This window comes from Mesorhizobium sp. IMUNJ 23033, assembly GCF_044778005.1.
Taxonomy (GTDB): Bacteria; Pseudomonadota; Alphaproteobacteria; order Rhizobiales; family Rhizobiaceae; genus Mesorhizobium; species Mesorhizobium amorphae_A.
The window spans coordinates 75,863-88,556 of sequence record NZ_JBJACT010000024.1; the positions used below are offsets into that span (position 1 = coordinate 75,863).

A 12,694-nucleotide genomic window follows, 5' to 3' on the forward strand; every position below is an offset into this window, starting at 1 on the left:
GCGCGTCTACGACAAAAGGCTGAAGGCTCGATCGCAGGGCAGGAAGGGAAAGCCCCCAGCCGATCCGGTAGACCGTGTCGACGATCTCATTTCATCTATCCGAAAGAGCCGCAGCTAGCCGTAACCGACGCGGATCGCTCATGGAAGATGGCCGGCGCCCATTGGGCGGGGGGCTTTGGGGTAAAAGGCGCCGGCCAGGCGGGCAATCAAGTCCGCCGCCTGGGCAAGCTAGCACATGGGCCGCCAGGACGTATGGCGTGATCGCGGAAGTCGACCATGTCGCGCTGCTTGTAGCCAGACGGCGCCGACGAACATTAGAGCGGTGATGTAGACGCCGACGAAGTTCACCAGGCCCATTCTCACCCCTTGGAATAGTTTCGCGACCTGTATCGCAAACCAGATGAAGGGCATCAACGGAACGGATGTGCGGCGATCCGGTTTCAGAATTGGAGGAAACTGGACATGCAAAACAAAATCAAAGATCCGCCACCGAAGCCCGACCCGAAGAAAAAGACACCTGTTCGTCCTGACAAGGAAGCGTCGCCAGAGCCTGAACATGTCGACCCGCCACCGCGAGATGTACGAGAGGCACCGGCGCCAAATCCAAACGGCGATAAGAAGTCCTGACCTCGGCATCCCCTAGGCGACTCAGTTTGCCAAAAAGGAAATTGCCCAGACATTTGACAGGGAAGGGAGGTTTTCAGCTAAGTCCTTGAGAGATCTGGTACGCCCAAGGGGAATCGAACCCCTGTTACCGCCGTGAAAGGGCGGTGTCCTGACCGCTAGACGATGGGCGCGCTCAGATGAGCGGCTTATAATTGCGTTGTTCGCAACCGGCAACCCGTCTGCCGCCGCCTGCGACAACTTTTTTCAACAGTGGCAAAAACAGCGTTTTTGGCTGCGGGCCGCGGCTTCGCAGCTTTGCCCGATCTTCGGAAAACGTATTCGGCAGAGTTGCGCAGGTCGGCGAAAAATCAGCCGGCGCTGCGCCGGCGGCAGCGCCAGTTCCAGTCGCGCTCGGGGCCGACATCGATATGCACGGATTCGGTGTGGCAATAGGTGCCGACGCCGCCACGACCGGGCATGGTACGGATGTAGTTTGCCAGATCCCATTTGGAGACGCCGGGAACCTGGATGTCGGCGGCGGCGCAATACATGTGCAGCGAGTTCTTGGCGCCGTTGGCGCGGCGGTTGCGGGCCGGGTCGCGATAGCCCGAGGTGACGACCATCTTGCGGCCGTAGTGGCCTTCGATCGTCTTCAGCACGCGCACCAGCGAGGGCTTCAGGCAGGCGACGTCGACGCTCTCGTTCTGCTTCAGCAGGCCGTTCGGGGCCAGGCGGGCAAGGCCCGCGGCAGAGGCCACCTGGTAAGCGCCGCCCTCGTCCTCGTTCAGATCGACGTCGCTTTCGTCGTCGAGACCGGATTTGCGCTTGATCTCGAACAGCGCCGTCTGGCGCACGCCGGGCAGGGCGTCGGCACCGGTGATGTGGTTGCTATCGCCGCCGATCGAGGCAAGCTGTACCGGCTTTTCGGCAGGAGTGGCCGAGGCCAGCGTGATAATAGGCTTTGCGGGCGCCGTGGCCTTGGCCTGCACAGGCTGCTCGCCCGAGCGCGCGTTGACCAACGGCGCCGGTGCCGCCGAGGCCGGTGTGGTGCTGAACAGCGAGGCGAGGAAACCCTTCTTCGGTGCGCTGACCTGCTGCGGCGCCGCCTCGCCGGCCGTCACATAGACGGCTTTGTCCACCGCCGGGGCGGCAGCCTTGGCGTCGGCTTTCGGTGCCGTCGTGGAGGCATCGGCGGCGGCGACCTTCTGCGCGACGGCGTCGGTCTCGGCGGCTGTCTGCGCCGGCTGCACCAGCGGCTGCGGCGTATTGCCGGCAACGGTGTCGGAACCGGCAGGCACGTTGATGGGGAAGGCCGCCCCGGGCTTGGTCACCGGCACATAGGCGACCTTTTCAGGCAAAGGCTTGTCGCCCTCACTCATCACGGTCGAGGCCTCCGAAGAGGCTGACGTCGCCTGCATTGACGAATCGGTCGCGGTTGCCGTTGTCGCGCTGGAGGCCGCATTGATGTCGGCCGAGGTGGCGTTGTAGCCCGGCATGCCGACGGACATTGTCGGGTCGCCGGCGGAGGTACAGGACGCCAGAAGCACGGAGAAAAGCGCTGCCGCAATGCTGCGGCTTTCCCCTCGTGTGAGACGCCAACCTGCTGATCTCAAAACAAATTTCCCCCTCGGTATCCGGCCGGTTCATCGTCGACTCGGCGCCTCGCGCTCCATCGCAATGCCCCCTCTGTTCCCCAACCGGAAACGGGACCTGTGTCAAATCTGCAAGCCTCGGATTTATTCGATTGTAGAAGGCGAATTGAGGCTGCCGGATGGTTGACGACACCATTTCGGCCTGTTTTGCCTAGCCGTCAACTCACCAGACATTACAGTCTGTTACACACGCACCTTGACATAGGTGCCCGGCGCATCGCCCAAGGTTTTCATATGCTTGCCCGGTTTGCGGGCTGCAACGCGGGTGTTGTCCTGGGTCTCGATCCAGCGCTGCCAGTGCGTCCACCAGGAGCCGGGATGCTCCATCGCCGAAGCGAACCACTGGCCAAAGTCGCCCACCGGCTTGCCGCCGGTCCAGTACTGGTACTTCATCGAAGCCGGCGGGTTGACGACGCCGGCAATGTGGCCGGAGCCGGCCATCACATACTCGACCGGGCCGCCGAAATACTTCGACCCGAGGAACACCGAAAGCGCCGGCGCAATGTGGTCTTCCTTGGAGGCGAGGTTGTAGACCGGAATGGTGATGTCGGCGAGCGACACAGTGCGGCCGGCAAGTTCCATCGTGCCTTTCGAGAGGTTGTTCTCGAGGTAGCAGTTGCGCAGATAGAAGGAATGGTTGGCGGCGGCCATGCGGGTGGAATCGGCGTTCCAGTAGAGCAGGTCGAAGGGCAGGGGATCCTTGCCGCGCATGTAGTTGTTGACGACATAGGGCCAGATCAGGTCGCCCGAGCGCAGCATGTTGAAGGCTGTCGCCATCTTGGTGCCGTCGAGGTAGCCCTTCTCGTTCATCGACTTCTCGACGGCCGCGACCTGGTCTTCGTCGACGAAGACTTTCAAGTCGCCGGCATAGGTGAAATCGACCTGGGTGGTGAAGAAGGTGGCCGATTTGATGCGGTCGTCGCCCTCTTGCGCCAGCAGCGCCAATGCCGCCGCCAGCAGCGTGCCGCCGACGCAGTAGCCGATGGCGTTGACGTCCCTTTCGCCGGTGGCCTTCTCGGCCATGTCGAGGCCGTATTGCAGGCCCTCGCGGATATAGGCCTCCCAGCCCTTGGCGCCGTGGCGCTCGTCCGGATTGATCCAGGAGATGACAAAGACGGTGTGGCCCTGCTCGATCGCCCAGCGGATGAAGGATTTCTGCGGGTTGAGATCGAGGATGTAGTATTTGTTGATCCAGGGCGGGCAGATCAGCAGCGGCCGCTTGAGCACCGTCTCGGTCGTCGGGTCATACTGGATGATCTCGGCGACATCGCTGCGGCCGACCACCTTGCCGGGTGTGGTGGCGACGTTCTTGCCGATCTCGAAGGGCGAATAGTCGGCCTGCCTGAGCTTCAGGTCGCCCTTGCCGGCGGCGATGTCCTCGGCCAGCATCTTCATGCCGCGCACCAGGTTCTCGCCGTTGGAGGCGACGGTTTCGCGAAACAGCTCCGGATTGGTCAGGATGAAGTTCGACGGTGAAATCGCGTTGGACACCTGCTTGACGTAGAAACTGGCCTTGTGGCGGGTGTGCTCGTCCAGCCCCTCGGCATGCTCGACCAGGTCGGCAGCCCAGCGCGAGGTGACGAGATAGGCCTGCTTGAGGAAATCAAAGAAGGCGTTGCGGCCCCATTCGGGATCCTGGAAGCGCTTGTCGCCGCTCTCCGGCTTGACCGCGTCGTCAGGTGCTTCGGCGTTGGGGCTGACGCGCTGAATGGCATTTGCCCAGACGGTCATATAGCCGGCGAACAGCCGCGTCTGCGCCTCCAGCGCACGCTGCGGGTCGGCAAGCCAGTATTCGCTGAGCTTGGAGAAAGTCTTGACCATGTCGACCACGGGTTCGGCGACGTGATCGCGCACCTCGCCCTTTTCGCGCGGCTCGGCCCAGGCGGAGGCGGCCTTGCCGGCCTGCTCGACCATGCGCGCCATGTTCAGCGCAAAGCGTTCCGGGTCCTTCACCAGATATTGCTCGACGGTCGAAGGTCCGCCATCTTCCGCTTTGCCCGAATCGGGTGTCTTGGACATGGTTCTCGGGGTTCCTCCCGGAGCGTTTTCTTGACATAGTATCATGGGACATTCGGCCGGGTCCAACACGGTCTAACCCGGCTGCCAGGAAAACAATATGACGATTAATGTCGGCGAGACCGTTTTTTCGAGCGCTGTTGGTATTTGCCGCATCGCTGCCGCGATGGCCTTGCTGGGGGGCACCCTGCTTGCGGCCGGCGGCTGCGCCAGCAGCAACACCGGCAACACGACGCCGGTCGCCACTACCGACGGCCCGAAGGACACCGGCTCCTATCCGAACCTCAACATCCCGCCGCAGGTGGCTGCCAAGCAGCTCACGCCTGAGGAGACCAAGGCCAAGCTTGCCCAATTGAAGGGCGACCAGCAGGCGCAGCTCGGCAAGAGCGGCGGCACCGGTGGGAGCAATCCGGCGGCGCTGAACTCGCTGGCGAAGACCCATGGCGACGATACGCTGAAGCAGATCGAGACCAAATGCGATCCCGCCCTCGACCCTACCTGCAATTAGGGCTATATCGCACGCCGAAAGCGTCTCTTTGCCAAACACGTTTAAATGTCTGGAACTGACATGGAAGAATTTCACAAGGTCCGCCGGCTTCCGCCTTATGTCTTCGAGCAGGTCAATCGGCTGAAGGCCAGCGCCCGCTCGCGCGGCGCCGACATCATCGACCTTGGCATGGGCAATCCGGACCTGCCGACGCCGAAGGCCATCGTCGACAAATTGTGCGAAGTGGTGCGCGATCCGCGCACGCATCGCTATTCGTCGTCGCGCGGCATTCCGGGCCTGCGCCGCGCCCAGGCCGCCTACTATCAGCGCCGCTTCGGCGTGAAGCTCGACGCGGACACGCAGGTGGTGGCGACGCTGGGCTCCAAGGAAGGCTTCGCCAACATGGCGCAGGCGATCACCGCGCCCGGCGACGTGATCCTTTGCCCGAACCCGACCTATCCGATCCATGCCTTCGGCTTCATCATGTCGGGCGGCGTCATCCGCTCGCTGCAGGTCGAGCCGGATGACGGCTTCATCCCGGCGGTCGAGCGCGGCATCCGCCACTCGATCCCGAAGCCGCTGGCGCTGATCCTCAACTATCCGTCGAACCCGACGGCGCTGGTCGCCTCGCTCGATTTCTACAAGGACGTGGTCGCCTTCGCCAAGAAGAACGACATCATCATCCTGTCGGACCTTGCCTATTCGGAGATCTATTTCGACGGCAACCCGCCGCCTTCGGTGCTGCAGGTTCCGGGCGCCATCGATGTCTGCGTCGAGTTCACCTCGATGTCGAAGACGTTTTCCATGCCCGGCTGGCGCATGGGCTTCGCCGTCGGTAACGAACGGCTGATCTCCGCGCTGACGCGCGTAAAATCCTACCTCGACTATGGCGCCTTCACGCCGATCCAGGTGGCTGCGGCGCATGCGCTGAACGGCGACGGCGCCGATATCGCCGAAGTCCGCGAGGTCTACCACAAGCGCCGCGACGTGATGGTCGACGCCTTCACCCGCGCCGGCTGGACCATCCCGGCGCCGGCTGCCTCGATGTTCGCCTGGGCGCCGATCCCGGAACCGTTCCGTCATCTCGGCTCGCTCGAATTCTCGAAGCTGCTCATCGAGCACGCCGACGTGGCGGTGGCGCCGGGCGTCGGCTTCGGCGAGCATGGCGACGATCATGTGCGCATCGCGCTGGTCGAGAACGAGCACCGGATCCGGCAGGCTGCCCGCAACATCAAGCGCTTCCTGGCGTCCAGCGCCAAGCAGCCCAACAATGTGGTGCCGCTCTCCGCGCATCGCTGAGTTTGCCTGACATCATCGAAACGAATTTGAGGGGCGTCGCCGGACATGGCTGAAGCGTTGCGTGTTGGAATTGCCGGTCTCGGCACTGTCGGTGCCTCGGTGGTGCGCGTGCTCGGCGACAAGGCGGCGGAACTGACCCGCCAGTGCGGCCGCGACATCGTCGTTACAGCTGTCTCCGCCCGCGATCCGAAGCGCGACCGCGGTGTCGACATTGGCTCGGCGACTTGGTTCGACGACGCCGTGAAGATGGCTGAGAAGGCCGATATCGACGTCTTCGTCGAATTGATCGGCGGCGACGAGGGGCCCGCGCTCGCGTCCGTGAAAGCGGCACTGGGGGCCGGCCGCCACGTGGTGACCGCCAACAAGGCGCTGCTGGCCAAGCATGGCGTGCAGCTTGCCGAGATCGCCGAGAAGAAGGGCGTGCTGCTCAACTACGAGGCGGCGGTGGCCGGCGGCATCCCGGTCATCAAGACAATGCGCGAGGCGATGGCCGGCAATTCCGTCACCCGCGTCTTCGGCATCCTCAACGGCACCTGCAACTACATCCTGACCCGCATGGAGGCCGAGGGCATCTCCTTCGACGCCTGCCTGAAGGATGCGCAGCGCCTCGGCTATGCCGAGGCCGATCCAACCTTCGACATCGAAGGGCATGACACGGCGCACAAGCTGTCGATCCTGACCAGCCTGGCCTTCGGCACGAAAATCGCCGCCAACGACATCTACATGGAAGGCATCTCCAACATCAGCCAGGCCGACATCCGCGCGGCCGCCGATCTCGGCTACCGGATCAAGCTGCTCGGCGTTGCCCAGCGCACCGACAGCGGCATCGAGCAGCGCGTGCATCCGACCATGGTGCCGACCGCCTCGGTCATCGCGCAGGTGCATGGCGTCACCAATGCGGTGGCGATCGAGACCGACATCCTTGGCGAGCTGCTGCTTTCCGGCCCCGGCGCCGGCGGCAACGCCACGGCGTCGGCCGTCATCGGTGATATCGCCGACATCGCCAAGAGCCGGCCGGGCTTCCAGCACGGTCCGGTCTTCGGCCGTCCGGCCAAGGAATTGAAACCCTACAAGAAAGCGCAGATGCGCAGCCATGCCGGCGGCTATTTCATCCGGCTGACCGTGCATGACCGCATCGGCGTCTTTGCGGCGATCGCCAAGCGCATGGCCGACAACGACATTTCGCTGGAATCGATTGTCCAGCACGCCTCCGGGCCGGAAACGGACGCGCAGAAGACGGTCATCCTGGTCACCCACGAGACGACCGAAGCGGCGGTGCGCAAGGCCGTCGACGGCATCACCAAGGACGGCCATCTGACCGACAAACCGCAGGTGATCCGCATCGAACGCGCCGGATAAATTCAATCATATTCCGCCTTTAATCGATTGATATTGCTGCGATTTCGAAAAATTGACGTGGCAAGTCTTGCCGTTGTCATGGAGCTTTGACACAAGAAGCGGGCCTCTGGCGGGAGGTAGCGTGGCAACAAGGATTTTCCATCGATGAATGTCGCCCAGAACATTGTCGCCGGTCTCGACCGGATACTCACCATGGAACTGGTGCGCGTCACCGAACGGGCCGCTGTCGCCGCCGCCAGGCTGCGCGGACGCGGCGACGAGAAGGCCGCCGACCAGGTCGCCGTCGATGCCATGCGCGAGGAGCTCAACCGCCTCGCCATCAAGGGCACAGTGGTGATCGGCGAGGGCGAGCGCGACGAGGCGCCGATGCTCTACATCGGCGAAGAGGTCGGCACCGGCAAAGGCCCGACGGTCGATATCGCGCTCGATCCGCTGGAAGGCACGACGATCTGCGCCAAGAACCTGCCTAACGCGCTTGCCGTCATCGCGATTGCGGAAAAGGGCAGCCTTTTGTTCGCGCCGGACGTCTATATGGACAAGATCGCCATCGGCCCGGGCTATGCCGAAGGCGTCATCGGCATCGACGCCTCGCCGGCCGAAAACATCGCCAGCCTCGCCAGGGCCAAGGGTGTTGCGGTGTCCGAGATCACCGCCTGCATCCTCGACCGGCCGCGCCACGGTAGACTGATCGAGGCGGTACGGGCGACGGGCGCGGCGATCCGGCTGATCGGCGACGGCGATGTCGCCGGGGTCATCCACACCACCGATCCGGAAGAGACCGGCATCGACATCTATCTCGGTACCGGCGGCGCGCCGGAAGGGGTGCTGGCGGCGGCAGCCTTGCGTTGCACCGGCGGCCAGATGCAGGGCCGGCTGATCCTCGACACGCCGGAAAAGGTGGCGCGCGCGGCCAAGATGGGCATCTCCGACCCGAAGCGGGTCTACCGCGCGCAGGACATGGCGCGCGGCGACGTGCTGTTTGCGGCAACCGGTGTCACCGACGGCAACATGCTCGACGGCGTCAAGTTCGGCCGCACCTACATCACCACGCACACCATCGTGCTGCGTTCGTCGTCGCGCACCGTGCGCGAGATCAAGGCACGCCATCAGGATCTGGAAAAGTTTTGATTCCTTCCTGCTTAGCCGTCGCCTATTGATGTCGTGACAGATGGCAATAGGCGGGCGGCACGTCATATGACGGGCGAGAAGAGGCTTTTCCTCGACGTAAGGCAGTCGGCTACCGGTGTCTCCTGGGAACACCGGCTGACCGAGCGGCAGGACATGACTGCACTTGCCATAGCGCAAGGCTACGTCGTGCCGGATATCGTCGCGCGGGTGCTCGCCGGGCGCGGCGTGACCGCCGAGCAGACCGAGCGCTTCCTCGATCCGACGATCCGCGATCTCTTGCCGGATCCGGCATCGCTGACCGACATGGGGAAGGCCGCGGCCCGCATCGCCGGGGCCATAATCGCCAAGGAAAAGGTGGCGATCTTCGGCGACTACGATGTCGACGGAGCCGCCTCGTCGGCGCTGCTCAAGCGCTTTCTCGGGCATTTCTCGGTGCCGTCCGAGATCTACATACCCGACCGCATCTTCGAAGGTTACGGCCCCAATCCGGAGGCTATGCGCGACCTCATCTCGCGCGGCGCGACCCTGATCGTCACTGTCGATTGCGGCACCAACAGTGCCGTCTCCATCGACGCGGCGAGAGAGGCCGGCGCCGATGTCGTGGTGCTCGACCACCATCAGGTCGGCGGTCCGCTGCCGGCAGCCGATGCGGTGGTCAATCCCAATCGCGAGGACGATCTTTCCGGGCAGGGCCATCTTTGCGCGGCCGGCGTCGTTTTTCTCACCCTGGTGCAGACGGCCAGGATTCTGCGCGGTCGGCTGCCGGATGCCACGTCACCGGATCTGCTTTCGCTGCTCGACCTGGTGGCGCTGGCCACCGTTTGCGATGTGGTGCCGCTGACCGGCGTCAACCGCGCCTTCGTGGTCAAGGGGCTGCAGGTGGCGCGCCAGCAGAAGAACGAGGGGCTGGCCGCCCTTGCGCGGGTGTCGCGCATCGGCGAGCCGATCAGCACCTTTCATCTCGCCTATCTGATCGGGCCGCGCATCAATGCCGGCGGGCGCATCGGCGACGCCGCCCTCGGCAGCCGCCTGCTCGCCACCGACGATCCGGTCGAGGCCAACACGATCGCCGAGACGCTCGACCGGCTCAATCAGGAACGCCAGCAGATGGAGCTGGAGATGCTGGCGCAGGCGCGCGCCGAAGCCGATGCCGAGCTTGCCGGCGGCAATGGCCCGGCCGTCGTCGTCACCGCCAGCACCACCTGGCATCCGGGTATCGTCGGCCTGCTCGCCTCGCGGCTCAAGGACCACGCACGGCGGCCGGCCTTTGCCATCGCCTTCAACGCCAATGGCGTCGGCACCGGCTCGGGACGCTCGGTGTCCGGCTTCGATCTCGGACGGCTGGTGCGCGAGGCGGCAGATGCCGGGCTGATCGTCAAGGGCGGCGGCCACGGCATGGCGGCCGGCATCACGGTCGAGCGGGCGAAGCTCGGGGCGCTAAGAGCCTTCTTCGAGGAGCGGGCGGCGGCCGAGGTGTTCCGGCTGCAGGACGAGGAGAGCCTGGCCATCGACGGTGCACTCGCCGCCGAGGGCGCCACACTCGCGCTGCTCGACGCGCTGGAAAAGGCCGGGCCGTTCGGCGCCGGCCATGTCGCGCCGGTCTTCGCGCTGCCGCGCCACCGGCTGGCGGATGCACGGCCGGTCGGCACCAACCACATCCGCGCCGAGCTGCAGTCGCAAAGCGGCGGCCGCATCCAGGCGATCGCCTTTCGCGCCGTCGATACCGCGCTTGGCGAATTCCTGTTCAAGAACCGGGGCAAGACGGTGCATGTCGCGGGTTCGCTGTCGGGCAATTACTGGAACGGCAACCGCACGGTGCAGTTCCGCATCACCGACGCGGCAATAGCCTGAGAACTGTCTGATTGTGGGTCAGGCGAGAACCGTCTGCAGCCGGGTGAGTTCGCTGATCTGCGCCATCGTCGCCTGGTAGCCGAGGCGGATCGCCTCGTCGGCGCGATGGAATTCGGTCAGGCCGATATGGCTGAGCTTGGGCTGCAGCGACATGTCGGGCGGGTCACCGGCCAGCCTGGCGCGCGAAATGCGATCCTGGATGATGTTGAAGGCCTCGACCATGACGCCAGTGATGCCGAGCCGCGTTTGGTGCGACTGGCGCTCGGCGTCGACGTGGCCGGCTCTTGGCGCGTCCTTCTCGATGACCAGTTCACCGGCGCTGTGCTTGATGACGGCGGCGCGGCCGAACAGGTCGTAGTGAAGGTTGACCGCGACAACCAGCGGCTGCTCGTAGGCGCGGCAGACCGAGACCGGCACCGGATTGACCAGCGCGCCGTCGACCAGGACGCGGCCGTTGCAGATTACTGGCTCGAACACGCCGGGCAGCGCGTAGGAAGCACGCATGGCGGTGATCAGCGAGCCGCTCGACAGCCAGATCTCATGGCCGGTGCGGATTTCCGAGGTGACGCAAACGAAAGGCTTGGACAGGTCTTCGAAGCGGATGCCGGCCATGTGCTCGCGCAGCCTGGCGTCCAGCTTCATGCCGCCGAACAGCCCGCTGCCGCGCAGATTGAGATCGAGAAGGCCGAAGAGGCGCCGCTTGGTCAGGCTCCTGGCGAATTCTTCGAGATCGTCCAGTTTGCCGGCAAGGTAGCAGCCGCCGACCAGGGCGCCGATCGAAGTGCCGGCGATCATCGACACTTCGATGCCGGCCTCGTCGAGCGCACGCAGCACGCCGATATGAGCCCAGCCGCGCGCGCAGCCACCGCCGAGCGCCAATGAAATGCCTGTTTTCTTGCCAGGCTTCGTATCGGATGCGCCGCCCGACGAGGAGGGGCCGTTGGCCTCTCGAACGTCTGGTCTGCTACGCAATGACGCCCATTCGAGCATCACAATCTCCCCTTGTCCCACATCCCTTCTACAGCAAGGATGTTCGAGAATAGTGAGTATGAGTGGTTTGTGAATATTGAATGGTTCACAAAGGCTTCCGATACGCTTGTTCCGTATCGAACAGCGGTTTGCTGCCGTCGTCGACAAGCGTCGCCTTGCCGTCGTTCAACCCCACCGTCCGATAAAAGCAGGAACGCCGGCCGGTGTGACAAGTTGCGTCGTGGCCCAACACTTTCACGCGCAGCCACAATGCATCCTGGTCGCAATCGGTGCGCATCTCGACGATGCTCTGGAAATTGCCGGAGGTTTCCCCCTTCTTCCACAGCGCGTTGCGCGAGCGTGACCAGTAATGGGCGATGCCCGTCTCCAGCGTCAGCGCCAGCGCTTCGGCATTCATATGCGCGACCATCAACAGCATGCCGTCGGCGTCATCGGTGACGACCACCGTGACGAGGCCTTTGGCATCGAAGCGCGGCGAAAGGACAGTGCCTTCCTCCAGCGCTTTCTTGTCTGACGGAGCTTTCGGAAATTCCAGTGCCGACATCGCCGGATCTTCTTGTTTGACCATGATCTTGTCCAAAAACCGGTTCCCACTTTTTGGGATCATGGTCTAGCGGCCGGCGAGGGCCGATCAGACCCCGCCGCCGCGCACCATGGTGACGAAACGGACCTGTTCCTCGGGGGTGTCCTTGAAGACGCCGGTGAAGGTTGAGGTCAGCGTGGTGGAGCCTTGTTTGCGGATGCCGCGCATGGCCATGCACATGTGCTCGGCTTCGATCATGACGGCGACGCCGCGCGGATTGAGCACGTCCTGGATGACGCTGGCGATCTGCGCGGTCATCGCTTCCTGCGTCTGCAGGCGATGGGCGAAGATGTCGACGACGCGCGCGATCTTGGACAGGCCGACGACCTTGCCGTCCGGCAGGTAGCCGACATGCGCCTTGCCGATGATCGGCACCATATGATGCTCGCAATGCGAATGGAAATTTATGTCCCTGACGATGACGAGATCGTCATAGCCGGCGACTTCCTCGAAGGTCCGGCCAAGCTCCTCGGCCGGGCACATGTCGTAGCCGTTGAACATTTCGAGGAATGCCTTGGTAACACGCTTCGGCGTGTCGATCAGGCCCTCCCGCTCCGGATTGTCGCCGGTCCATCGCAACAGGGTGCGCACCGCGGCCTCGACCTCGGCTTCGCTCGGCCTGTCGGTGACCGGCTTTTCCATGTAAGTGGACTGGGGCATGAGTTTCTTGATGACGGCATCCATAAAGGCGTCTCCCGTAGTCCCTCTCTCAGGAGGGACGAG

General features: G+C 64.0%; 11 protein-coding genes and 1 tRNA gene. 6 read left to right on the forward strand and 6 right to left on the reverse strand.

The genetic code is table 11. The features are described from left to right. Nucleotides 1–462: 462 nt before the first annotated feature. Complete coding sequence (locus tag ACFX5Q_RS23710; RefSeq protein ID WP_404281932.1) at nucleotides 463–627, forward strand: hypothetical protein; 165 nt, start codon at nucleotides 463–465, stop codon at nucleotides 625–627. Nucleotides 628–722: 95 nt separating this feature from the next. Here the strand turns inward: ACFX5Q_RS23710 and ACFX5Q_RS23715 are convergent. The 3 genes from ACFX5Q_RS23715 to phaC form a co-directional block, all read right to left on the reverse strand. Continuing rightward, nucleotides 723–797 (reverse strand) — tRNA-Glu (locus tag ACFX5Q_RS23715). 177 nt (nucleotides 798–974) lie between these two features. Then, a complete protein-coding gene (locus ACFX5Q_RS23720) occupies nucleotides 975–2,114 on the reverse strand; it encodes a D-Ala-D-Ala carboxypeptidase family metallohydrolase (protein ID WP_404281934.1) in 1,140 nt (379 codons plus the stop codon). 327 nt (nucleotides 2,115–2,441) lie between these two features. After that, the gene (gene phaC, locus ACFX5Q_RS23725) at nucleotides 2,442–4,277 is read right to left on the reverse strand and encodes a class I poly(R)-hydroxyalkanoic acid synthase (RefSeq protein ID WP_404281936.1); all 1,836 of its coding nucleotides are present in this window, start codon (nucleotides 4,275–4,277) and stop codon (nucleotides 2,442–2,444) included. A gap of 97 nt (nucleotides 4,278–4,374) precedes the next feature. Between phaC and ACFX5Q_RS23730 the strand changes: the two genes are divergently transcribed. The 5 genes from ACFX5Q_RS23730 to recJ all read left to right on the forward strand — a co-directional run bounded on the left by ACFX5Q_RS23730 (nucleotide 4,375) and on the right by recJ (nucleotide 10,398). After that, nucleotides 4,375–4,782: a hypothetical protein gene (locus ACFX5Q_RS23730; protein WP_192177658.1), complete on the forward strand. Its 408-nt coding sequence runs from the start codon at nucleotides 4,375–4,377 to the stop codon at nucleotides 4,780–4,782. 60 nt (nucleotides 4,783–4,842) lie between these two features. Beyond that, complete coding sequence (locus ACFX5Q_RS23735; RefSeq protein WP_404281938.1) at nucleotides 4,843–6,060, forward strand: LL-diaminopimelate aminotransferase; 1,218 nt, start codon at nucleotides 4,843–4,845, stop codon at nucleotides 6,058–6,060. Between the two features lie 45 nt (nucleotides 6,061–6,105). Beyond that, a complete protein-coding gene (locus ACFX5Q_RS23740; RefSeq protein WP_192177657.1) occupies nucleotides 6,106–7,419 on the forward strand; it encodes a homoserine dehydrogenase in 1,314 nt (437 codons plus the stop codon). A 144-nt stretch (nucleotides 7,420–7,563) separates the two neighbouring features. Next, nucleotides 7,564–8,547, forward strand: coding sequence for a class II fructose-bisphosphatase (gene glpX, locus ACFX5Q_RS23745; RefSeq protein WP_404281940.1), 984 nt, complete (start codon nucleotides 7,564–7,566; stop codon nucleotides 8,545–8,547). 66 nt (nucleotides 8,548–8,613) lie between these two features. Next, complete coding sequence (recJ, locus tag ACFX5Q_RS23750; RefSeq protein ID WP_404281942.1) at nucleotides 8,614–10,398, forward strand: single-stranded-DNA-specific exonuclease RecJ; 1,785 nt, start codon at nucleotides 8,614–8,616, stop codon at nucleotides 10,396–10,398. An 18-nt stretch (nucleotides 10,399–10,416) separates the two neighbouring features. On the opposite strand, the gene ACFX5Q_RS23755 is transcribed toward recJ, so the two are convergent. The 3 genes from ACFX5Q_RS23755 to folE form a co-directional block, all read right to left on the reverse strand. Then, nucleotides 10,417–11,388 carry a patatin family protein gene (locus ACFX5Q_RS23755; protein ID WP_192177654.1) on the reverse strand — a complete coding sequence of 324 codons (972 nt, stop codon included), beginning with the start codon at nucleotides 11,386–11,388 and terminating at the stop codon, nucleotides 10,417–10,419. A gap of 85 nt (nucleotides 11,389–11,473) precedes the next feature. After that, a complete protein-coding gene (gene hisI, locus ACFX5Q_RS23760; RefSeq protein WP_404282008.1) occupies nucleotides 11,474–11,932 on the reverse strand; it encodes a phosphoribosyl-AMP cyclohydrolase in 459 nt (152 codons plus the stop codon). 87 nt (nucleotides 11,933–12,019) lie between these two features. Then, nucleotides 12,020–12,655, reverse strand: a complete 636-nt coding sequence (folE, locus tag ACFX5Q_RS23765; RefSeq protein ID WP_192177653.1) for a GTP cyclohydrolase I FolE — start codon at nucleotides 12,653–12,655, stop codon at nucleotides 12,020–12,022. Nucleotides 12,656–12,694: the final 39 nt, after the last annotated feature.